The organism is Thermomonospora umbrina (assembly GCF_003386555.1).
Taxonomy (GTDB): domain Bacteria; phylum Actinomycetota; class Actinomycetes; order Streptosporangiales; family Streptosporangiaceae; genus Thermomonospora; species Thermomonospora umbrina.
This window is the reverse complement of the sequence record NZ_QTTT01000001.1, coordinates 5,241,094-5,264,375: the sequence shown is the minus strand read 5'-3', so window position 1 is coordinate 5,264,375 and position 23,282 is coordinate 5,241,094. Positions and strand designations below refer to the sequence as shown.

Annotated in this window: 15 protein-coding genes; 10 read left to right on the top strand and 5 right to left on the bottom strand. The window is 72.3% G+C overall.

What is annotated here, in order from left to right; all coding sequences use genetic code 11:
- Positions 1-127: 127 nt before the first annotated feature.
- On the top strand, positions 128-1,204 hold the full coding sequence (locus DFJ69_RS23445) for an NAD(P)-binding domain-containing protein (RefSeq protein ID WP_116024586.1): 1,077 nt from the start codon (positions 128-130) through the stop codon (positions 1,202-1,204).
- Between the two features lie 107 nt (positions 1,205-1,311).
- On the top strand, positions 1,312-3,297 hold the full coding sequence (locus DFJ69_RS23440) for a S9 family peptidase (protein ID WP_116024585.1): 1,986 nt from the start codon (positions 1,312-1,314) through the stop codon (positions 3,295-3,297).
- A gap of 114 nt (positions 3,298-3,411) precedes the next feature.
- Here DFJ69_RS23440 and rny read toward each other — a convergent pair whose 3' ends face one another.
- From rny to recA, 3 genes are all read right to left on the bottom strand, one after another.
- On the bottom strand, positions 3,412-4,983 hold the full coding sequence (gene rny / locus DFJ69_RS23435) for a ribonuclease Y (RefSeq protein WP_116024584.1): 1,572 nt from the start codon (positions 4,981-4,983) through the stop codon (positions 3,412-3,414).
- A 1,063-nt stretch (positions 4,984-6,046) separates the two neighbouring features.
- Positions 6,047-6,559 (bottom strand): regulatory protein RecX, encoded by a 513-nt coding sequence (locus tag DFJ69_RS23430; protein WP_116026843.1) that lies wholly within the window; start codon positions 6,557-6,559, stop codon positions 6,047-6,049.
- A 366-nt stretch (positions 6,560-6,925) separates the two neighbouring features.
- The gene (gene recA, locus DFJ69_RS23425) at positions 6,926-8,038 is read right to left on the bottom strand and encodes a recombinase RecA (RefSeq protein ID WP_116024583.1); all 1,113 of its coding nucleotides are present in this window, start codon (positions 8,036-8,038) and stop codon (positions 6,926-6,928) included.
- 246 nt (positions 8,039-8,284) lie between these two features.
- Here recA and DFJ69_RS23420 point away from each other — a divergent pair, with 246 nt between their 5' ends.
- On the top strand, positions 8,285-9,142 hold the full coding sequence (locus DFJ69_RS23420) for an ATP-grasp domain-containing protein (RefSeq protein ID WP_116024582.1): 858 nt from the start codon (positions 8,285-8,287) through the stop codon (positions 9,140-9,142).
- A gap of 12 nt (positions 9,143-9,154) precedes the next feature.
- Here DFJ69_RS23420 and DFJ69_RS23415 read toward each other — a convergent pair whose 3' ends face one another.
- Complete coding sequence (locus tag DFJ69_RS23415; RefSeq protein ID WP_116026842.1) at positions 9,155-9,349, bottom strand: DUF3046 domain-containing protein; 195 nt, start codon at positions 9,347-9,349, stop codon at positions 9,155-9,157.
- A 68-nt stretch (positions 9,350-9,417) separates the two neighbouring features.
- On the opposite strand from DFJ69_RS23415, the gene DFJ69_RS34995 reads away from it, so the two are divergent.
- The 3 genes from DFJ69_RS34995 (at position 9,418) to DFJ69_RS33840 (ending at position 15,428) form a co-directional block, all read left to right on the top strand.
- On the top strand, positions 9,418-14,415 hold the full coding sequence (locus tag DFJ69_RS34995; RefSeq protein ID WP_245974538.1) for an Lhr family helicase: 4,998 nt from the start codon (positions 9,418-9,420) through the stop codon (positions 14,413-14,415).
- Positions 14,416-14,603: 188 nt separating this feature from the next.
- A complete protein-coding gene (locus tag DFJ69_RS34430; RefSeq protein ID WP_170177752.1) occupies positions 14,604-14,741 on the top strand; it encodes a hypothetical protein in 138 nt (45 codons plus the stop codon).
- Positions 14,742-15,236: 495 nt separating this feature from the next.
- Positions 15,237-15,428, top strand: coding sequence for an AsnC family protein (locus DFJ69_RS33840; protein WP_147312395.1), 192 nt, complete (start codon positions 15,237-15,239; stop codon positions 15,426-15,428).
- A 1,733-nt stretch (positions 15,429-17,161) separates the two neighbouring features.
- Here the strand turns inward: DFJ69_RS33840 and DFJ69_RS23400 are convergent.
- Complete coding sequence (locus DFJ69_RS23400; RefSeq protein WP_116024581.1) at positions 17,162-18,352, bottom strand: ROK family transcriptional regulator; 1,191 nt, start codon at positions 18,350-18,352, stop codon at positions 17,162-17,164.
- A 253-nt stretch (positions 18,353-18,605) separates the two neighbouring features.
- Between DFJ69_RS23400 and DFJ69_RS23395 the strand changes: the two genes are divergently transcribed.
- Genes DFJ69_RS23395 through DFJ69_RS23380 form a run of 4 tightly spaced genes read left to right on the top strand, consistent with a single transcriptional unit; the run spans position 18,606 to position 23,186 of the window.
- Complete coding sequence (locus DFJ69_RS23395) at positions 18,606-19,871, top strand: extracellular solute-binding protein (protein ID WP_116024580.1); 1,266 nt, start codon at positions 18,606-18,608, stop codon at positions 19,869-19,871.
- 41 nt (positions 19,872-19,912) lie between these two features.
- Complete coding sequence (locus DFJ69_RS23390) at positions 19,913-20,881, top strand: carbohydrate ABC transporter permease (RefSeq protein WP_116024579.1); 969 nt, start codon at positions 19,913-19,915, stop codon at positions 20,879-20,881.
- A complete protein-coding gene (locus DFJ69_RS23385) occupies positions 20,878-21,717 on the top strand; it encodes a carbohydrate ABC transporter permease (RefSeq protein ID WP_211328714.1) in 840 nt (279 codons plus the stop codon). Before DFJ69_RS23390 ends, DFJ69_RS23385 begins: the two co-directional genes overlap by 4 nt.
- Positions 21,714-23,186 (top strand): glycoside hydrolase family 3 protein, encoded by a 1,473-nt coding sequence (locus DFJ69_RS23380; RefSeq protein ID WP_116024578.1) that lies wholly within the window; start codon positions 21,714-21,716, stop codon positions 23,184-23,186. The genes DFJ69_RS23385 and DFJ69_RS23380 overlap by 4 nt, the downstream gene beginning before the upstream one ends.
- The last annotated feature ends 96 nt before the right edge of the window (positions 23,187-23,282 follow it).

The window sequence follows — 23,282 nt, the reverse complement described above, 5'->3', positions numbered from 1 at the left end:
TGCGTGGTCGCCGTTCGGGCGTGGGCGGTCGCCGTTCGGGCGGCCGGGGATTCTCCGTCGCCCGGCGGTGACTCGAAATCGGGCCTCCGGTGGGAATCGGGCGCCGTCGGCGGTGGTTCGAGCGAACGTGACGTACGAGCGGGTCGACGTGGCGGTGATCGGGGCGGGGCAGGCGGGGCTGTCGAGTGCGTACGCGCTGCGCCGCTCGGGGCTGGGTTTCGTGGTGTTCGACCACAACCCGGGGCCGGGCGGTGCGTGGCGGCATCGGTGGCCGTCGCTGACGCTGAGCGCGGCGCATCGCGTTCACGACCTGCCCGGGCTGCCGCTGGGCGAGGCGGACGCGTCCAGGCCGGCGTCCGAGGTGGTGTCGGAGTACTTCGGCCGGTACGAGCGGACGTTCGACCTTCCGGTGCATCGTCCCGTCGACGTCACCGCGGTGCGCGACGATGAGGACGGTCGGCTGCTGGTGGACACCTCGGAGGGTGTCTGGTCGGTCCGGGGCCTGATCAACGCGACCGGCACCTGGGAGCGCCCGTTCTGGCCGTACTACCCGGGGCGGGAGACGTTCCGGGGCCGCCAACTGCACACGGTGGACTACCGGAGCGCCTCGGAGTTCGCGGGGCGGCGGGTCGTGGTCGTGGGAGGCGGGGCGTCCGCCGTTCAACTGCTCATGGAGATCGCCGAGGTCGCGTCCGCGACGGCCTGGGTGACGCGGCGTCCGCCGGTGTGGGTCGACGGCCCGTTCGACGAGGCGCGGGGACGCGACTCGGTGGCGCGCGTCGAGGAGCGGGTGCGGCGGGGGCTGCCGCCGGGGAGCGTGGTGGGTGCCACGGGGCTCATGTTGACACCCGAGGTGCGGGCGGCCCGCGATCGGGGCGTCCTGGAGCGCCTGCCGATGTTCGAGCGGGTCACGCCGGACGGGGTCGTGTGGGCCGACGGCGGCTCGTTCGCGGCGGACGTCATCCTGTGGGCCACCGGATTCCGCGCGTCCCTCGACCATCTGGCCCCGCTGCGGCTGCGGGCGCCGGGCGGCGGCATCGAGATCGACGGCACCCGGGCCGTCCGGGACCCCCGCGTCCACCTCGTCGGCTACGGTCCGTCCGCCAGCACGATCGGCGCCAACCGGGCGGGTCGGACGGCCGTCCGCGACCTGCGGGCCCTCCTCGGCCGCGCTCGGCGGGAGGAGACGGCGGCGGTGTCCTGACCTCCGCCCTTTTTGTGGATCTTGCAAGGTCGGCGGCCAAATTACTTTCAGAACTCATCTGGACAGTCAGGGCCCCAATCGTTCCTCGTTTGCGGGACGATTCCGTTATGACCGCTCGCGTTACCCTCCCCTACGGCACTTGGCCCTCCCCGATCTCCGCGGCCGACGTCGCCCGCGCCGGGCTGCGCCTCGGCTTCCCCATCGTGCACGGCAGCGACGTGTGGTGGCAGGAGTCGCGGCCCGAGGAGGGCGGACGCACCACGGTCGTCCATCTGGCGGGCGGGGAACGCACCGAACTGCTCCGAGCGCCCTGGGACGCCCGGACCCGGGTCCACGAACACGGCGGCCGCTCGTACCTGCCGGTGCGCACGGCCGAGGGGCACGCGCTGGTCTTCGCCAACCTCGAGGACCAGCGCCTGTACCTGCTCGACCCGGGCGACGCCGAGCCGCGCCCCCTGACGCCGGAGGCGGCCGTCCCCGGCGGGCTGCGGTACGCCGACTTCGTGCTCTCCCCCGACCTGGCGGAGATCTGGTGCGTGTGCGAGGGCCACACCCCGGACGGGGTGCGCCGGGCCATCGTGGGCATTCCGCTGGACGGCCGCGCCGCCGACAACGCCGGGGCCATCCGCGAGTTGGTCAGCGGCTCCGACTTCTACGCGTCCCCGGTTCCCTCGCCGAACGGCGACTTCTTGGCGTGGGTGCAGTGGAGCCACCCCCGGATGCCCTGGGACGGCACCGAGGTCCGCGTCGCCGCGCTGGAGGACGGCCGCACCACCGCCCCGCGCACGGTCAAGGGCGGGCTGACGGAGTCGGCGCTGGCGCCGCTGTGGGCCGACGACCGCACCCTGTACGTCATCTCCGACTGGCCCGGCTGGTGGAACATCTACCAGGTCGGCCTCTACGGGGAGTCCCCGCAGGCCCTCTACCCGGCCGAGGAGGAGTTCGCCGCCCCGCTGTGGGAGTCGGGCGGCATGCCGTACGCGCTGCTGGAGGACGGACGCCTGGCGGTGCTGCACGGGGAGGGCGACCGGCGGCTCAGCGTCTACGACCCGGAGACCCTGGAGCTGACCGAGCTGAACCTGCCGTACGTCGACTGGCGGCCGGTGCTGGCGGCCCACGGCGGCACCATCGTGGGCGTCGGCCGTCACGCCACCCGGCCCGATGAGCTCGTCCGCGTCGATGCCGCGTCGGGGCGCGCCGAGGTGCTCCACCGCGCGCCCGCCCCCGTCCGCGACGCCGCCTACCTGCCCGAGCCCCGCGAGGAACGGCTCGACGGCCCGTTCGGCCGTCCGGTCCACGCCCACGTCTTCGCCCCCACCAGTCCCCAGGCCGAGGGGCCGTCCGAGGAGAAGCCCCCGTACCTGGTGTTCCTCCACGAGGGGCCCGCCGGTCGCGCCTCCAGCGCCCTCAGCCTCGAACGGGCCTACTTCACCAGCCGGGGCATCGGCGTCATCGAGGTCAACTACGGGGGCTCATCCGGCTACGGCCGCGCCTTCCGCGAGCGGCTGCGCCGCCAGTGGGGCGTCGTGGACGTGGAGGACGCGGTCGCCGCCGCCCGCGCCCTCATCGACCGCGGCATCGCCGACCCGCACCGCCTCGCCGTCCGCGGCCTCGGCGCCGGCGGCTGGACCGCCCTCGCCACGGTCACCTCCTCCGACCTCTTCCGCGCCGCCACCTCCTACCACGGTGTCACCGACCTGCAGGCCCACCTCTCGGAGACCCACGACTTCGAGTCCCGCTACCTCTTCGGCCTGATCGGCCCCATGCCGGGCTTCGAACGCGCCTACACCGAACGCTCCCCGCTCACCCGCGTGGACGGGACCGCCTCCCCCGTCCTCCTCCTCCACGGCACCGACGACCCGGTCGTCACCGCCGCCCAGTCCGAGCGCTTCGCCACCGCGCTGTCCGGCAAGGGCCTGCCGTGCACCTACATGACCTTCAAGGGCGAGTCCCACGGCTTCCGCCGCGCGGACAGCATCATCACGGCCCTGGAGTCCGAGCTCTCCTTCTACGCCCAATCCCTAGGCTTCAAGCCCGGTCTCCCCACACCGACCCCGTCGCCCTCCCCGGCCCCTCAACCGGCCCGCCCCTGACACACCGGCTCACCCCGCATCCTCGGGGTCCACTCGTGCGCGTCGGCGTTCGTTTCGCTCTGCGTCCTCGGGGCGCACCCGGGTGGCCTTCGGCAACGGCCCGACTCGTTCGCGTCAGCGGGCGAACTCGGTGGCGCGGGACTCGCGGACGACGGTGACGCGGATCTGGCCGGGGTACGTCAGCTCGTCCTCGACCTGCTTGGCGATGTCGCGGGCGATGACCTGGGCCTGGATGTCGTCGACCGAGTCGGGCCGGACCATGACGCGGATCTCGCGGCCCGCCTGCATCGCGTAGACCTTGTCGACGCCGTCGTGCCGGTCGCGGGCGATCTGCTCCAGTCGTTCAAGGCGCTTGACGTACGCCTCCAGGGACTCGCGGCGGGCGCCGGGGCGGCTGCCGCTGATCGCGTCGGCGGCCTGGGTGAGGACGGCCTCGACGGTACGGACCTCGACCTCGTTGTGGTGGGCCTCGATCGCGTGGACGATGTCCTCGTGCTCGCCGTATCGGCGGGCGATCTCGGCGCCGATCAGGGCGTGGCTGCCCTCCACCTCATGGGTGAGGGCCTTGCCGACGTCGTGCAGCAGGGTGCCCCGCTTGACCGGTTCGACCGGGAGCCGCAGCTCGCCGGCCATGATCCCGGCGATGTGCGCGGACTCGACCAGGTGCTTGAGCACGTTCTGCCCGTACGAGGTGCGGTAGCGCAGGCGGCCGAGCAGGGCGATCAGCTCGGGGTGCATGTCGGTGAGGCCGAGTTCGACGAGGGCGTCCTCGCCGGCGCGGACGCAGAGTTGCTCGACGTCGGCCTTGCTGCGCTCGTACACATCCTCGATCCGCTGGGGGTGGATCCGGCCGTCCAGCACCAGCTTCTCCAGGGTCAGCCGGCCGACCTCGCGCCGCACCGGGTCGAAGCAGCTCAGCAGGACCGCCTCGGGGGTGTCGTCGATGATCAGGTTGACACCGGTGGTGGTCTCGAAGGCCCGGATGTTGCGGCCCTCGCGGCCGATGATCCGGCCCTTCATCTCGTCCCCGGGCAGGTGGAGCACCGAGACCACCGACTCGGCGGTCTGCTCGCCGGCCACCCGCTGGATCGCCAGCGTCACGATCTTGCGGGCGCGCTTGTCGCCCTCGGCACGGGCGGCCCCCTCGATCTCCCTGGTGATCAGTACGGCCTCGCGCTTGGCCTGGTTCTCGATCATGGCGACCAGTTCGGCCCTGGCCTGGTCGGCGGTGAGCCCGGCGGCGCGCTCGAGCACCCGGCGGCGGTCCTCGTCCAGCCGGTCCAGCTCGGCCCGGCGGGTCTCCAGCGTCCGCTTGGTCTCCGACAGCCGCTGCCCGCGTTCCTCCACGCGGCGCGCCTCCGCGTCGAGACGCTGCTCCCGCTCGGCCAGCCGGGTCTCCCTGCGCTCCAAGTCCTCGCGCAGCGTGCGCATCTCCCGCTTGAGCGTCGTGGCCTCGTCCTCCAGCTCCGCCCGGGCCGTGTCGGCGACGTGCTCGGCCTGGACCTCCGCCTTGTGAACGATCTCCTCCGCGTCGGCCCTCGCCTGCGCCCTGACCTCCTCGGCCTCACGCCGTACGGCGGCCAACTCGTCCTCCGTCGGGGCAGGCGGACCGGGAGAGCGACGCAGCGACAGGATGAGAGCGACCAGGGTCACCAGCAACGCGGCACCCAGCAGGACGCTCACCATGGCGCAGACCCTTCTCGGGGGTGCCGGGGGTCGCCCCCCGGGCCGGCTCGTCTCGGTGCGGGCTCCACCGGCAGGTGGAGAGCCTGCGATGCGAGGACCTACCCGCGCCCGGAGACCACCGGACACCTGCGCGTCAAGCGCCGAACAGACCCGTCACCCCGGCCCCAGGCAGGCCACGGCCGGGCCCCGGACCCATGGGTCGGCAAACCTGCGCCCTGCACCCTCTCATCTGCTCGAACGTGCCGGTCTTATGGCGATCCGCAGTGCGCGGAGTAACCCCTCACTACCGTAACGGTAAGCGGCCTCCAGGTAATGAGCAAGCAAACCCGGGGCATTCCGGACTAACCGCGCGCCACCGTGAGGGCTTCCTTACCGCCCCCCGTTCCCCGGACCCTCCCCTCACCGGCCGCGTTACCCCCACCCCCAGCCACCCTCGTCACCCGCACCCCGACCCGATCCCCTCACCGCCCGGGCGTGTCGCCACCCCCGCCCCCGCCCTCGCTCCGCGAACGGCCCACCAGAACGCAACACACCAGGGGCACCCGCAGCCCCTCCCCCTCCGGCGACCTGAGCCATGGCCCGAAGAAACGAAGGAACCAAGCCCCGAAGAAGCCAGGGCGCGAAGGAGCCAGGGCGCGAAGGAGCCAGGGCGCGAAGGCTCGGTGCCGAGTGGCGAAGGCCCGGTGTCAAGGGACGAGGGCCGAAGAGGAGAGGGCGAAGGCGAGGAAGCAGCGGCGAAGGGACACCGCCGGAGCAGGGCGCGAAGGCTCTAGGTGCGCGAGGCGCGAGGCGCGAGGCGCGAGGGAACGCAGGAGCCAGGAGCCAGGAGCCAGGAGCCAAGGAGTCGCCCCTGATGAGTCGAGGAACCAAGGGAAGACGGAGCCACGGTGCTAGATGCAAGGAGGGAGCAGCTCGTCAATCCAGAAACGTCAAGAGCCGGGAACGGACCAGGAACCGGGACGACTCCCCGAACCGTGGACGACCAAGCGGGACAAGAAATCCATCAGGCCCCACGACACTCGACCCACCGCTCCTCCGACACGCAGGCAGCGGCAAAGCCGCATCAGTCCTCCGGGTACGGCTCATCGAGCTCGGCCAGTTCGGCCCCCTCCGCTTCGAGGGACTCCTTGACGACGCGGTAGGCCAGACCGGACGGGTAGCCCTTCCGGGCGAGCATCCCCATCAGGCGTCGCATCCGTTTCGCGGGCTCGACCCCACGCGTGGCGGACAGCCTGCGGTCGACCAGCTCACGCGCCCTGCGCTCCTCCTGCTCGGAGTCGAGGCCCTCGACGGCCTCGCTGACCGTTTCGTCCGCCACACCCCGGCGGCGCAGCTCACTGGCCAGCGCACGCCTGGCCAGCCCACGGCCGGCGTGCCGCGACTGGACCCAGGCGAGGGCGAACGCCTCGTCGTCGATCAGGCCCACATCGGTGAAGCGCCCGAGAACCAGTTCGGCCACCTCATCCGGCAGCCCCTTGCGCCGCAGCGCCTCCGCCAACTGCGCCCGAGTCCGCGGCGACGAGGCCAACAAACGCAGGCAGACCTCCCGCGCGACCGCCTCGTCTCCCCCGGCCATCACGATCTCCGCCACCCCTGTCGGCCCAACCCGACCTCACCCACTCCGACGATCCTCCCTCCGTCCCCACCGACGCACATTCCGCCATCGCCCCACGGCCGCTCCCACCTCCAGGTCGGCCGTCACAAGCACCGCGCACGCTCCGCCTGCCCGACGGCCATCAGACATCACCACAGCGTCGGAGTCGGGACCCCCGGCCGGCCCGACGCTGCGGGCGACAACGGTGGCGGGAGGGCATGCGGCCTCGGGCGAAACCCCCGGCCGGCCCTGCGGGTGGCGGCACCCTTGGGAAGGGTCCAGCCCCCGGGGTCCGGTGGCCGGGTGCGGTGCCGCCGCGCAGCAGGAGGGATCTCTGCCCCGAGAGGGTCAGGAATCACCGGGCTTGGGGGTCTTGCCGCCGGACTTGCGGCCGGTGGGGGTGCTCGGCGCGGGCGGGGCGGCGGCCGGGGCCGGAGGCGCGGCGGGGTTGGCCGGGGCGTCCAGGCGGGGACCGACGCCGAGCTTCTCCTTGATCTTCTTCTCGATCTCGTCGGCGATGTCGGGGTTGCTCTTCAAGAAGTTGCGGGCGTTCTCCTTGCCCTGGCCGAGCTGGTCGCCCTCGTAGGTGTACCAGGCGCCGGCCTTGCGGACGAAGCCGTGCTCGACGCCGAGGTCGATCAGGCCGCCCTCCTTGCTGATGCCGTGGCCATAGAGGAGGTCGAAGTCGGCGACCTTGAAGGGCGGCGCCACCTTGTTCTTGACGACCTTGACCCGGACCCGGTTGCCGACCGCCTCGGTGCCGTCCTTGAGGGTCTCGATGCGCCGCACGTCCAGCCGGACGGAGGCGTAGAACTTCAGCGCCCGGCCGCCGGTGGTGGTCTCGGGGGAGCCGAACATGACGCCGATCTTCTCGCGGAGCTGGTTGATGAAGATGGCGGTGGTCTTGGTCTGGTTGATGGCGCCGGTCATCTTGCGCAGCGCCTGGGACATCAGCCGGGCCTGCAGGCCGACGTGGCTGTCGCCCATCTCGCCCTCGATCTCGGCGCGCGGCACCAGGGCGGCCACCGAGTCGATCACGACGATGTCGATCGCGCCGGAGCGGATCAGCATGTCGGCGATCTCCAGGGCCTGCTCACCGGTGTCCGGCTGGGAGACCAGCAGGGCGTCGGTGTCGACGCCGAGCTTGCCCGCGTACTCCGGGTCGAGCGCGTGCTCGGCGTCGATGAAGGCCGCGATGCCGCCGGCCCGCTGCACGCTGGCGACCGCGTGCAGCGCGATCGAGGTCTTGCCGCTGCCCTCCGGCCCGTACACCTCGACGACCCGGCCGCGCGGCAGGCCGCCGATGCCGAGCGCGATGTCGAGGGAGATGGACCCGGTGGGGATCACCTCGATGGGCACGCGGGCCTCGTCGCCGAGCCGCATCACCGACCCCTTGCCGAACTGCCGCTCGATCTGGGCGAGTGCGGTCTCGAGAGCCTTGTCCCGGTCGTTAGCTGCCATGAGATTCCCCTGTCTGATCCCAGGCCGTACGACCGGGCCTGGCGACGTGCTTGATGTCGGGAGCGACGTTACGGCGGCCCACCGACAGTTTTCGAGACCCTGTCGCGGCTGTGGACGAACGTCTGCGCGGACCCCACCCTACCGAACACTCGTTCGATCATGACGCGGCTCGCCGGTTCGGCCCGTGAATCACCGTGCGCGGCGACGGGCGATCCCCTTACGCTGGCCCGGTCGGAGGGGGCCATCATGACGCTGACCGTCGTCTTCTGTGCCGATCCACTGAACCCCCGGCGCGTGGAGCCGCATTTCGCGCGCGAGGCCGCTGCCGTACGGGATCACTACGGCCAGGTGGTCCTGATCGACCACGACGCGTTGCAGCAGGGTGACGTATCGACGGCGATACGCCGGGTGCCCCGGGACCTCGGCCCGTCCTGGTATCGCGGCTGGATGTTGACCGCCGCCGAGTACACCGCGCTCGCCGCGGCCCTCAAGGAGCGCGGCACCCCCCTGCTCACCCATCCCGGGGACTACCGGAGGGCCCATGAGCTCCCCGGATGGCACGACACCTTCGCGGGGTTGACCCCTCAGAGCGTGTGGTGTCCCCTGACCCCCGGGTCCGTGCCCGACGACCTCGCGGAACTCGTACGGCCGCTGCCGCAGGGCCCCGCGGTGGTCAAGGACTATGTGAAGTCGCGCAAGCACGAGTGGGAGGAGGCCTGCTACGTGCCCGACGTGAAGAACGTGGCGCAACTCCGCACGATCGTGGCCAAGATGGTGGCGCTGCAGGACGAGTTCCTTGCCGGCGGCCTCGTCGTCCGGGAGTTCGAGCCGTACGACACCGGGGAGGCCCGCGTGTGGTGGGTGGACGGCGAGCCCGCGCTCATCGGGCCGCATCCGGACGAGCCCGACCTTTACCCGGAGCCGGACCTCGACGTGGTGGCCCCGGCGGTGCGCTCGCTGGGCTGCCGGTTCATCACCACCGACCTGGCGCGGCGGGTGGACGGCCAGTGGCGGGTCGTGGAGGTCGGCGACGGTCAGGTCAGCGACCTGCCGACGACGGTGGACCCCATGGACCTGTACGCCCACCTCCCCGTTCCGGACTGACGCCGGACGGGGTCAGCGGAGCCGCTGAGGGACGTCGAAGGTCGCGCAGACGGCCTCCCACACCCTTTTGACGGGTTGCCCCTCGGCCAGGGCCTGTTCGACCGTGCGGCCGCCCAGTTCGGCGAGGACGTGATCCTTGGCCACGCTCGTCGCGTAGACCTCGCCGAACTGCTGGTTCATCCTGTCCCAGAACACCGAAAGCCGCACGTCCGCCACGTTACCCGCAGGCCGGGCGCGGACGGGCCCGGTCCGTTCTGTCAGAGGGACGAGGCAGTATGGGGGACGTGCGGGATGACGTGCTCGAACGCTTCTCCCCGGCGACCAGGGCGTGGTTCACCGGGGCGTTCGCCACGCCCACGGCCGCGCAGGCCGGGGCGTGGGAGTCGATCGCCCGCGGGGAGCACACCCTCGTGGTGGCGCCGACCGGCTCGGGTAAGACGCTGGCGGCTTTCCTATGGTCGCTGGACCGGCTCGCCGTTCCCCCACCGCAGCCGCTCGATCGGGAGCATCGCTGTCGGGTCCTCTACATCTCGCCGCTCAAGGCCCTGGCGGTCGACGTCGAGCGCAACCTGCGCGCCCCCCTGACCGGGATCCGCCAGGCGGCGCGGCGGCTGGGCCTTCCTGAGCCGGACGTGCGGGTGGGCATCCGGTCCGGCGACACCCCGACCGACGAGCGCCGCAGGCTGGTGACCCGACCCCCCGACATCCTGATCACGACACCGGAGTCGCTGTTCCTGATGCTCACCTCCCAGGCGCGCGAGACGCTGCGCGGGGTGGAGACGGTGATCGTGGACGAGGTCCACGCGGTCGCCGGGACGAAACGCGGCGCCCATCTGGCGCTGTCGCTGGAACGGTTGGACGCCCTCCTGGAACGTCCCGCTCAACGGGTGGGGCTGTCGGCGACCGTACGGCCGGTCGACGAGGTCGCGACGTTCCTGGGCGGTTCTCGGCCCGCCCGTGTCGTTCAGCCCCCGCACGACAAGCGCTTCGAGCTGGAGATCGTCGTCCCCCTCGAGGACATGACCGAGGTCGGGCAGTCGTTCGGTGGGGAGGAGCCGGCCGAGCCCTCCCGCCGTTCCCTGTGGCCCCACGTCGAGGACCGGGTCCTCGACCTGATCGAGTCGCATCGTTCGACCATCGTGTTCGCCAACTCGCGGCGGCTCGCCGAGCGGCTGTGCGGACGGCTGAACGATTTGGCGTACGAACGCCTCCACGGCGGCGTCCTCCCCGAGAGCCCCGTTCCCGCGGAGATGATGGCGCAGGCGGGCGCGGGCAGGGGCGCCCCCCAAGAGGTCGCGCGCGCTCACCACGGCTCCGTCTCCAAGGAGGAACGAGCAGGGATCGAAGACGCCCTCAAGCAGGGCCGCCTCCCCGCCGTGGTGGCGACGTCCAGTCTCGAGCTGGGCATCGACATGGGGGCGGTCGACCTGGTCGTCCAAGTGGAGTCGCCCCCGTCGGTGGCCAGTGGCCTACAACGGGTCGGCCGGGCCGGTCACCAGGTGGGGGCCGTCTCCAAGGGGGTCATCTTCCCCAAGTATCGGGGCGACCTCGTCCAGACGGCGGTGGTGGCCGAGCGCATGCGCGACGGCGACATCGAGGAGCTGCGCTACCCGCGCAACCCGCTGGACGTCCTCGCCCAGCAGATCGTGGCCATGGTCTCCATGGACGAGTGGGCGGTCGACGAGCTCGAGACCACGGTCCGCCGCGCCGCCTCGTTCGCCACGCTGCCCAGGTCGGCGCTGGAGGCGACGCTCGACATGCTCGCGGGCCGCTACCCCAGCGAGGAGTTCGGCGAGCTGCGTCCCCGCCTGGTCTGGGACCGGGTCGCCGGAGTTCTGCAGGGTCGCCCCGGGGCGCAGCGCCTCGCGGTGACCAGCGGGGGCACCATCCCCGATCGCGGCCTGTTCGGGGTGTTCCTCGTGGGGGAGAAGTCGTCCAGGGTCGGGGAGCTGGACGAGGAGATGGTCTACGAGTCCCGGGTGGGCGAGGTGTTCGTGCTCGGCGCCAGCTCGTGGCGGATCGAGGACATCACCGCCGACAGGGTGCTGGTCTCCCCCGCCCCCGGGCAGCCGGGCAAGTTGCCGTTCTGGCACGGGGACAGTCCCGGCCGTCCCGCCGAATTGGGCCGTGCGCTGGGGTCGTTCACCCGGGAGCTGTCCCGGATGTCCCCCGAGGAGGCCACCGAACGGGTCCGCGCCGCCGGGTTGGACGCGTGGGCGTCCGGCAACCTGGTCGCCTACCTGGCCGAGCAGCGGGAGGCCACCGGCTACGTTCCCGACGACCGGACGCTGGTGGTGGAGCGGTTCCGCGACGAGTTGGGCGATTGGCGGCTCGTGGTGCACTCCCCGTTCGGCGCCCGCGTGCACGCCCCTTGGGCGCTGGCGATCGCCGCGCGGCTGCGCGAGCGGTACGGGGTGGACGCCCAGGCGATGCACGCCGACGACGGCATCGTGCTCCGCATCCCCGACATGGACGAGCCTCCCCGGTTGGACCTGGCGCTGTTCGACGCCGACGACCTCGAACGGATCGTGGTGGACGAGTTGGGCGCCTCCGCCCTGTTCGCGGCCCGTTTCCGAGAGTGCGCCAGCCGTTCCCTGTTGTTGCCCCGCCGTCGCCCCGACCGCCGGATGCCGCTGTGGCAGCAACGCCAACGCGCCGCGCAACTGCTGTCGGTCGCCGGCAAGTACGGATCGTTCCCGATCGTGTTGGAGACGATGCGCGAGTGCCTGCAGGACGTCTTCGACGTGCCGGGCCTCGTTCAGCTCATGCGCGACCTCGCCGGGCGCAAGACCCGCATGGTGGAGGTCGAGACTCAGGCCCCCTCCCCCTACGCGCGCTCGCTCCTCTTCCACTATGTGGGCGCGTTCATGTACGAGGGGGACGCCCCGCTCGCCGAGCGTCGGGCTCAGGCGCTGGCTCTCGACTCCGCCCTCCTCGCCGAGCTGCTGGGCCAGGCCGACCTGCGCGAGCTCCTCGACCCGGAGGTGGTGGCCGAGACCGAACGGGAGCTCCAGCGGCTCACCGCCGACCGCCGCGCCCGGGACGTGGAGGGCGTCGCCGACCTGCTGCGCATCCTGGGCCCGCTGTCGACCGACGAGGTGGCCGCCCGCGTGACCGTCGGGCCCTCCGCCCGGGACGACCCCGGCCTCGGGCCGGACCGCTTGGAGCTGCAGCCCGCTCCCGTGTCGCCCCTGCGGGATTCGGGGCGTCGAGGCGACCGGCCGCCCGACGGGTCCGGCACGGGCTCGGACGAGGGTCTGTCCGATGGGGCCCGGGCGGAACCGGACGAGGGCTCGCCCAATGAGGCCGGCGCGGGATTGTCCGATGGGGCCCAGGCAGCCGCCGTGGGGTGGTTGGGCGCGTTGGAGCGGGCTCGGCGGGTGATCCGGGTGCGGGTCGCGGGGGCCGAGCGGTGGGCGGCGATCGAGGACGCCGGGCGGTTGCGCGACGCGCTCGGTGCTCCGCTGCCGGTGGGCGTGCCGGAGGCGTTCCTGGAGCCCGTCGATGATCCGCTGGGCGACCTGGTGTGGCGCTACGCCCGCACGCACGGGCCGTTCCGGGTGGGCGACCTCGCTGCGCGGTTCGGGTTGGGCATCGCCGTGGTGACGGAGACCTTGCGGCGGCAGTCGGCGGCGGGCCGCGTCGTGGAGGGCGAGTTCCTCCCGGTGGAGTCGCTGTCCGGGCCGCCGACCGGCGAATGGTGCGAGACGGGCGTGCTGCGGATGCTGCGGCGGCGGTGCCTGGCGCGGCTCCGGGCCGAGGTCGAGCCGTCGCCGCCCGAGGCGTTGGGCCGCTTCCTGCCCGCCTGGCACGGCATCTCGGCGGGACGGCTCCGAGGGATGGACGCGCTGGTCCAGGCGATCGAGCAGATCCAGGGCGCCGCCGTGCCCGCGTCGGCGCTGGAGCCGCTGATCCTGGCCTCGCGGGTGCCCGGCTACTCCCCCGCCCTGTTGGACGAGTTGACCTCCGCGGGCGAGGTGGTGTGGGCCGGTCAGGGCGGCCTGCCCGGTGGCGACGGATGGGTGGCGCTGTACCTGGCCGACACCGCCCCGCTGCTGATGCCGGAGCCCGCCGAGATCACGATGACCCCCGTACACGAGGCGGCGCTGGCCGCGCTCGCGGACGGCGGCGCCCTGTTCTTCCGCACGCTCTCCGATCGGGTGAACGCGGCGGGCGTCCAGGCCGGCGACCAGGATCTCGTCTCGGCCCTGTGGGACCTGGTATGGGCGGGGCACCTCACCAACGACACCCTCGCCCCCCTGCGCGCCGCGCTCGGCTCCGGGCGCCCGGCGCACCGCCCCAGGACGTCGCGCCGTGGTCGTCCCGTGCTGCCCTCCCGTACGGGCCCGCCCACGGTGGCGGGCCGCTGGTGGCCGCTGCCCGGCCGCGAGTCCGACACGACCCGTCGATCGCATGCGCTCGCCGAGGCGCTGCTGGAACGCCACGGCATCGTGATCAGGGGCGCAGTAGCCGCCGAACGCACCCCCGGGGGCTTCGCGGCCGTCTATCCGGTCCTGCGCGCCTTCGAGGACACCGGCCGCTGCCGCCGCGGCTACTTCGTGGAGGGCCTGGGCGCGGCCCAGTTCGCCCTCCCGGGTGCCGTCGACCGCCTCCGCGCCCTCCGCGAACCGTCCTCTTCCCTCCCGATGGGCTCCGGCTTCGTGAGGGGCCCATCTCCCGAGAACGACCCCTGGACCACCAGCCCGCCGCCCGCCGTCGAGTCCGGCCCCGAAGCAGCCTGGCAGGGAACGAGCCCCGCCACCGGATCGCGCAACGCCCCCCTTGAAGGCTCCCCAGGTGTCGGCACCGCGGCCCGGGACGGCGGACCCCGCAGCGTCTCCCGTGGGGGGCCCGGCGCCTCTCCGTGGGCGACGCCAGGGGCCTCCGCACCGACACGGCCACGTGCCCTCGTCCTGGCCGCGGCGGACCCCGCGAACCCGTACGGGGCCGCCCTCCCCTGGCCGGAACGTGACACCGAGGCGGCGAGCAGCCACAAACCCGGTCGAAAGGCGGGCGCCCTGGTCGTCCTGGTCGACGGGGTCCTCACTCTGTACGTCGAGCGAGGCGGCCGGACCCTGCTCACCTGGGCCGACGATCCCACCACCCTGCAACCGGCGGTGGACGCGCTGGCCCTCGCCGTCCGCGAGGGCGTTCTCGGCAAGCTCACCGTCGAACGCGCGGACGGCGAGTCCATCGGCTCCTCCCCCTTGGCCGAGGCCCTCGAGGCGGCCGGATTCCACCCCACTCCACGAGGCCTGCGCCTGCGCGCCTGACCCCGGACCTCAGGTCCCCAGCCAAGTCTCAGCCTCTTTTCAGCGAGCACTCAGACTTCGCTAAGACCCTGGAAGGAACGCGAATCATCCCTTCGGCGGATACAGGGTGAGGACGTGTTCTGGAAACATGAAACGTAACGGGGGTCAGCGGTGATCAGGGGAAAGTCACCGCGGAACGGGGAGCAGTCATGACGCCGACGGCACGTTGGACCATCGCCCAGCGACGCAAGCGCCAGGTCATCACCCGCACGGTGCGCGACCGGGCCATGCACGACCCACGCCGCCGGGAGGCCGCCCACCAGCGCCCTTCCACGACGACCAAATAACCGAGCCGCCACAGGCCCGGCCCACCGAACAACCGCGCCGATCCGCACGCCCGACTTTCTCGTACGTACGCCCGCGCCCACACCCATCCCTACGCACGATGAAAACCCGCTGCCCGACCGCACACCGCCTCAGCAAGGCCGAGACGTCAGCGGTCGGGCAGACGAGTCTGGCCCGTGTTCGGCGCCCCGCTCATCGGCGAGCCGAACACCGCCTGAGCAAGCTCGAAGGGTCGGCGGTCCCGTGGACGGCCCCATGACCGGCGGCCGATCGCTCAGCAGTGATTCTGGATCGCGCAGGGACGGCCACCCGGGCGGCCGAGAGTCCGTGCAAGGTGGAACAGCCACATCGGCTCCTGAAGGCCGCGCTGCTCCAGCCGGACCCGACCCGGGCGATTGGTTCGGTGCACATGCGACGGCTGATCGCACGCGACCCCAAAGGTCAACTTGAGTTGACACACCCTCCAGGTCAACCTATGTTGACGGCAGGAGGTGGCGATGACCCGTACGGGATTCGGCGAGGACAAGGACCCGCTGGCGGAGTTGCGTGCGCTCGGAGAGGCGCGACGCTCGGCGGAACGGGAATTGACGGCGGGAGTGCGACGCGCCCGGAACCGGGGAATGTCGTGGCGGCTCATCGCGACGACGCTCAACGTGAAGGCGCGAGCATTGCGTCGTCGGTACGAGTGAACCCGGCGGGAACGGGAGCAGGTCCGGCTGCCGCACCGGTGAGCCGCCGGATGCGACGCGACCGCAGTGGCCATGGGCAGGACGTGAACCCGACCGGCCATGGCCAAGAAGGAGAGCGACCGGAGCCGCGACTCGGACGGATGGACGGCGGCTCAGCCGGGACCAGAGGGCCGCCCGGCGCGGCCCGAGGCGCGGGGCGGCTGCCGCGCCGATGAGATGAAGGCGCCGCCGGATGCGACGCGACCGCGGCGGCCATGGGGAGGACGTGAACGCAACCGTCCATGGCCGAGAAAGAGGGCAACCGTGGACACGACTCGGACGGTGGACGGCGGCTCAGACAGCGATAGTGGCGCGGCTCGGCGCGGCACGAGGCGCGGGGCCGGCTTCCGCTCCGGTGGGATGAAGGCGCCGCCGGATGCGACATCACCGCGGTGACCATGGGCGCGGCGCGAACCCGACCGAGCATGGCCGAGAAAGAGCGCAACCATGGACACGACTCGGACGGTGGACGGCGGCTCAGACAGCGATAGCGGGGCGGCCCGGCGCGGCCCAAGCCGCAGGGCAGGCGGCCGCGCCGATGAGACGAAGGCGCCGCCGGGTGCGACGCTATCGCGGCGGCCATGGGGAGGACGTGAACGCGACCGGCCATGGCCGAGAAGGAGAGCGACCGCGGACGACTCGGACGAATGGCAGCTCGGTCGGACGACGGTCTGGACGGACGACGGCTCGGACCGACACCGTCCGGACCGACGACGGTCCGGACGGACGAGGGATCGGACCGACGACGGTTCGGACGGGCGCGGGTGGAGAGGCGCGGGTGAACGGCGGGGTGGGGCCCGCAGGGCCCGGGCACGGGGCCGGGTGCTGATGCCCCCGGGGTGTGGCTCGGGCGGCAGGGCGGGGGCCCGCAGGGCCGGGGCATGGGGCCGGGGTACTGATCCCCTCGGGGGTGTGGCCTGGGCGGCAGGGCGGGGCCCGCAGGGCTCGGGCATGGATGCGGGGGGCTGATCCCCCCCAGGGGTGACTCGGGCGGCAGGGCGGGAGCCCGCAGGGCCCGGGCACGGGGTCGGGGTGCTCATCCCCCGGGGGTGTGGCTTGGGCGGCAGGGCGGCGGCCCGCAGGGCCCGGGCATGGGGCCGGGATGCTGATCCCCCGGGGTGTGGCCTGGGCGGCAGGGCGGGGCCCGCACGGCTCGGGCATGGATGCGGGGTGCTGATCCCCCCAGGGGTGTGACTCGGGCGGCAGGGCGGGGGCCCGCAGGGCTCGGGTGTAGGGCCGGGATGCCGATCCCCGTGGGGGTGTCGCTCGGGCGGCAGGGCGGGGGCCGCAGGGCTTGGGCGTGGGGCCGGGAGTGCTGATCCCACCGGGGGTGGGGCTTGGGCGGCAGGCGGTGGTCGGGAGGGTGGCGCGTTGAGGGGTTCGGGTGGGCGTGGGCGGTGGGGCGGGGTCGGGGGGCCTTGATAGGTAACACGGCGTTCACCGTGAATTGACGGCGGGTCAACGCTGATCGCGCAGGATGGGGTCATCCGAGCACGGGGCCCGGACGGCCACCAGTCGGTGATCGGGTAGAGCGCGGAAACCGCGATGGGGCGGCCGTGCACCGCACCGGGGGTTCGGTGGCGGCTCGGGCGGCGATCGGCCCGGCTCGCGTCTACGGCACGTCAGGGTCCGGGCCACCGGCCGGACCCTGGCGGAGGCCCGTGGAGTCGGACAGGGGCGCCCCCCGAGGGCGGTCAGTCCGCCGTGGTGGAGAAGACCTCCTCGCGCGCCCGTTCCAAGGCGGCGTGCAGGGCCCCCCGCAGGACCGGGTTGCCCTCGACGGCGGTGACCGCGACGCGGGGGCGGGTGGGGCAGATGCGGCCGACGGCCGACTCGATGCGTTCGGCCAGGGGGGTTCCGCCGGCGCGGCCCAGTTGGCCGGACAGGACCACCAGGCCGGGGTCCAGGACGATGTTGACCGAGGCGACGCCGTAGGAGATGCGGACGGCGAGTTCGTCCAGAAAGCGGAGGCCGCGGGAGGGGTCGGCGGCGGCAGCGGCGACGCAGTCGACGGCGGTGGGTTCGGTCAGGCCGTGGGCGCGGGCCAGGTCGAGGACGGCGTCCGCGCCGACCAGGGAGCCGAAGCCGCCGGCCAGGGCGGGCTTGCCCCAGGAGACGGACTCGGTGACGGCGTCCGGAAGGGGGACGCCGGGGACGGGGAGGTAGCCGATCTCGCCGGCGCCGCCCGACAGGCCCCGGTGGAGGCGGCCGCCGAGCATCACCGACAGGCCGATCCCGCGGTCGAACCACATCAGCGCGAAGTCCTCGGACTCCCGGGCGGCGCCGTACGCGCGTTCGGCGAGGGCGGCGAGGTTGACGTCGTTCTCGATGATCACCGGGCGGCGGAGGTCGGTGCGGAGCCCGGCGAGGACGCCCTCGTGCCAGGCCGGCAGGTCGAAGGCGAAGCGGACGTCGCCGCTGCGCGGGTCGACGACACCGGGTGTGCCGATCACGAAGGCGTTCAGCCTGCTCAGGGCCACGCGGGCGGAGCGGCACGCCTTGACCACCGCGCTGTGGACCATCTTCACGGGGTCGCCGGCGCCGTTCGGGTCGACGGTGACCTGGGCCACCTGGGCGCCCGTGATGTCCGCGATGCCCGCCGTCACACCCTGGGGCCCGACCTCCAGTCCGGCGACGTAGGCGCTCGCCGGGACGACGGCGTACAGGGCGGCGTTGGGCCCGCGACCGCCGGCCTGCTCCCCCACCACCTCGACGAGGCCCCGCTCCTCGAGACGGGCGAGCAACTGGGAGGCGGTGACCTTGGACAGGCCGGTGTGCCGGCCGATCTCCGCGCGGGTCAGCGGCCCCCGGCCGATCAGGAGTTCCAGCGCGGCGCGGTCGTTCAGCTCGCGCAGCAGCTTCGGCGTCCCGGGGCGGTGGGCCATGCGTGCGGCTCCTTGGTCTCAATCCGCTAACGAGCAGTATTGTTTAGGAAAGTTTCTTGTTAGTTTACCGCCCAAGCGACCGCCGGCCCCACACCGGGACCGGCGGGCGCACGCAGAGCGCCGGATGGCAGGCGCCCCGCGACCAGTGCGCACACGAGCCGGGCATGACCGGACCCTATGGGGTCGGGACGGACTCCGGCCCGTTCGCCCGGGGGATGCACTCAAGCGCGGGCTAGCCGGAAAGGAACACCAGGTGAAGTTCTTCAGGATTGCGGCCACCACGGTCGCGATCGCCCTGGCCGCCACGGCCTGTGGCGGCGACGGTGGCGACGACGAGGGCGGCGGCACCGCCCCCGCCAAGCTGAGCGTGTGGATGATGGGCGAGGGCACCCCGGAGCAGACCACGTTCCTGGACGGTGTCGAGGCCGAGTTCCGCACGAAGCACCCGAACACCGACGTCGTGATCAAGTACGTGCCGTGGCCGCAGGTCGCCACCACGTTCCAGAAGGCCATCGCCGGCGGCGAGGGACCGGACGTCACCGAGATCGGCAACACCGATGTCCAGTCGCACATCGAGCACAGCAACCTGGCCGACATCTCCGACGAGTTCGCCGGCTGGGCCGACGCCGCGGCGCTCAACAAGGCCGCCGTGGCCAACGACCAGGGCGGCGGCAAGACCTACGCGGTGCCGTGGTACGGCGGTGTGCGCGGCGTCTGGCACCGCACCGACTGGTTCCGGGAGCTGAACATCCAGGCGCCCAAGACCTGGGCCGAGCTGGCGGCGGCGGCCAAGAAGATCCAGGACGCCAAGAAGGTCCCGGGCTTCGGCGCGCCCAGCGACCAGACCAACGGCATCATGAGCTTCATCTGGGGCAACGGCGGCGAGGTCGCCGTCAAGGAGGGCGCCAAGTGGGTCGGTAAGCTCGACCAGCCCCAGGCCAGGGAGGCCGTCGACTTCTACGCCGGGCTCGTCACCAAGGACAAGGTGGCCCCCGAGAAGTACATCGGCAAGAACGAGCTGCAGGGCCCCCAGCAGGACTTCGCGCTCGGCAAGCTGGGCATGTACATCGACGGCAGTTGGGCCCTCAAGGAGATGAAGAAGGTCTCCGCCAAGGACGCCGACAAGTGGGGCGTCTTCCCGATCCCCACCAAGACCGGCGGCAACGCTCCGGTGATGGCGGGCGGCTCCGACCTCGCCGTGTGGAAGAGCAGCAAGAGCAAGGGCGTGGCGTTCGACTACATCACGGTCCTCAACAACAAGACCAACGCGCAGAAGTGGGCCGACTACAGCGGCTTCTCGTCCATGTTCACCGACGTGAAGTTCACCGACCCGAAGCTGGCGGTGTTCACCTCGATCGCCTCGAACACCAAGATGCCCCCGCTGAGCACCGGCTGGGCGGACTTCGAGCAGACCAAGAAGGTCATCCCGAACGCCGTCAAGGCCGTCATGCAGGGCAAGCCGAGCGACGCCGAGCTGAAGAGGGCCAACGACCAGGCGAACGAGCTGCTCAACCCGTGAGATCCGTGAGCCCGGACCACCGCTGAGATCGGACGGAGCCCATGCTCGACACCGCGCCCGCGGTGCGGCCCACCCCCGGCCGGAAGTCCTCCGGCCGGGGGCGGCCCCGCCGCCCCCGTCTGGGGCCCTACCTGCTGATCGCGCCGACCGTGGTCGTCATCGCCCTGCTGATGTTCTGGCCGATGATCCAGATCGCCGTGATGTCGTTCCAGAAGGTCGGCAACCGGCAACTGGCCGGGGAGCCCGCCGAGTCGGTGGGGACGAAGAACTACGAGACCATCCTGGCCGACGACCTGTTCTGGCAGAGCCTGCGGCACACCGTGCTGTTCGCGGTGGTGGCGGTCTCGCTGACGCTGCTGGTCGGGACGCTGGTGGGGCTGCTGCTGCACCGGCTGGGGCGACGGATGTCGATGTTCGTGGCGGGCGGCGTGATGGTCGCGTGGGCCACCCCGCCGATCACGGCGGCGATCATCTTCTCCTGGCTGTTCGGCAGCACCGGCGGTGTCGTCAACTGGACCCTGGACCTGCTGCCGGACCTGCTGGTCGGCGGTGACTGGATCGACTACAACTGGTTCGCCACGCCGCTGCGGACGTACACGGTGCTGACGGTCTGCGTGGTCTGGCAGTCGATCCCGTTCGTGGCGGTCAGCGTGCTGGCGGGGCTGCGGAGCCTGCCGGGCGAGCTGTTCGAGGCGGCCCGGGTGGACGGGGCGTCGGCCTGGCGGCAGTTCTGGAAGATCACCTTCCCGCTGCTGCGGCCGATCTTCCTGGTGCTGCTGGTGCTCAGCGTGATCTGGGACTTCAAGGTGTTCACCCAGTTGTTCATCATGTCCGGGATGGCCAACCGGGACGCCTTCAACCTCTCGCTGTACGCCTACTCGGAGGCGTTCGGCGGGATGAACGCCAAGCTCGGGATGGGCTCGGCGATCGCCATGGTGCTCACCCTGCTGCTGCTGGTGGTCACCGCCGTCTACGTGCGGATCATGGTCCGGCAGGGAGAGACGTCATGAACCGCCGGATGCGCCGGTACGGGCTCAACGCGCTGGGGCTGCTGGTGTTCGCGGTGGCGGTGTTCCCGGTGGCGTGGATGATCTCCACGGCGTTCAAGCCGAACGAGGAGATCTTCAGCTCCACCCCGCGCCCGCTGCCGTCCGACCCCACGCTGGACCACTTCGACTACGTGCTCGGGAACGGGATCGCCGAGGTCTCGTTCTGGGAGTACTTCCGCAACAGCGCGCTGCTGGCGATCGTCACGGTGGTGGTGTCGGGGCTGTTGGCGGTGCTGGCCGCCACGGCGGTGGCCCGCTACCGCTTCCGGTTCCGCACCACGTTCCTGATCATGCTGCTGGTGGTGCAGATGGTGCCGCTGGAGGCGCTGGTCATCCCGCTGTTCCTGGACCTGAAGCAGCTCGGCATGATCAACAGTCTGGCCGGGCTGATGCTCGTCTACATCGGGTTCGCGCTGCCGTTCTCCATCTGGATGCTGCGCGGCTTCGTGGCCGCGGTGCCCAAGGAGCTGGAGGAGGCCGCCGCCATCGACGGGGCCGGTCCGCTGCGGATCTTCTTCCGGGTGCTGCTGCCGCTGGTCGCCCCCGGGCTGGTCGCCACCAGCATCTTCTCCTTCATCACCGCGTGGAACGAGTTCATCTTCGCCTTCACGTTCCTCGACGACCAGGACAAGTACACCCTCCCGGTGATGATGCAGTACTTCTTCGGCAACGCCAGCAACGAGTGGGGCCCGATCATGGCGGCCTCCACCCTGCTGACCCTGCCGGTGATCGCCTTCTTTCTCGTCGTCCAACGCCGGATGGTGTCCGGCCTGACCGCCGGAGCCGTCAAGGGATGACCGACCGTACTCTCGCCCGGCTCGCCCGGGCGGCGCTGCTGCCCTCCTTCGCCGGTCCCACCGCTCCCCGCTGGCTGCTCGCCGAGCTGGAGCAGGGGCTGGGCGGGGTCACCCTGTTCGCCCTGAACGACAACGTGCCCGAGACCGCGGCGCTGGCCCGGCTGACCGCCGCGCTGCGCGAGGCGGGCGGCGTGCCCATCGTCACCATCGACGAGGAGGGCGGCGACGTCACCCGTCTGGGCGGACATCGCACCGCCAGCCCCTACCCGGGGAACGCCGCGCTGGGCGCGGTGGACGACGTGGAGCTGACCCGCCGGGTCTACCGGTCGCTGGGCGCGGAGTTGGCCGAGGTGGGCGTGAACCTCAACTTCGCGCCCTCCGCCGACGTCAACTCCGCCGACGACAACCCGATCATCGGCACCCGCGCGTTCGGGTCCGATCCCGCCCTGGTGGCCCGGCACACGGCCGCCGCCGTCGCCGGGACGCAGGAGGCGGGTGTCGCCGCCTGCGCCAAGCACTTCCCGGGGCACGGCGCCACGGTGGAGGACTCCCATCTCGGGGTCCCGCTGGTGGACGCCGACCTCGACCTGCTGGAACGCCGCGAGCTGGTGCCGTTCCGCGCGGCGATCAAGGCGGACGTCCGGGCGGTGATGACCGGCCACCTGAACGTGCCCGCGATCACCGGCGGTGAGCCCGCCACCCTGTCGCAGGCCGCGATCACCGGGCTGCTCCGCAACCGGCTGGGGTTCGACGGGGCGATCGTCACCGACGCCCTCGACATGGACGGCGCCAGCGGCGCGATCGGCATCCCGGAGGCCGCCGTACGGGCGCTGGGCGCGGGGGCCGACCTGCTGTGCCTGGGCCCCCGAGAGCACGAGGACAGCGTCCGGGCGACCGTGGCGGCCGTCCTCGCGGCGGTCGCGGACGGCCGGCTCACCGCCGAACGGCTGGAGGACGCCGCCGAACGCGGCCGTGCCCTGCGGGCGTGGCTCGCCGGCGCCGTCACGGCGACGGCGGACCGAACCGCCGCCGTCGAGGCCGCGCGACGCGCCCTGACGTTCTCCGGCGAGCTGCCCCTCTTGGACGCCCCACTGGTGGTGGAACTGGAGGCCCCGGGCAACATCGCGGTCGGGCCGACCCCGTGGGGCCTGGGTCCGTGGGCCTCCGACCTGGTGCGGGTGAACGGGGCCGATGCTCAGGCCGGCCCGCTGCTGGACCGTGCCAGGGGCCGCGGGCTGGTGATCGTTCTGCGGGACGCCCACCGGCATCCGGCCCAGCGGGCCCTGGCGGAGGCCCTGCTGGCGGTACGTCCGGACGCGGTGGTGGTGGAGATGGGCCTCCCCGTATGGCGGCCCCGCTCAGGGGCGCACCTGGCCACCTACGGAGCCACCCGCGCCAACGCCCAGGCCGCCGCCGAACTCCTCGGGCTGACCGCAGGCGGCAAGGCGCCCGCACCAAGCGAGGCTTGAACGGCAATCCCCTCACCAGTGCCCGTCCGCCTCAGCCAAGGCCGACCCGGAGCGCCGCGAGCGGTTCAAAGGAGCGACCGCCCACATCCGAACGGC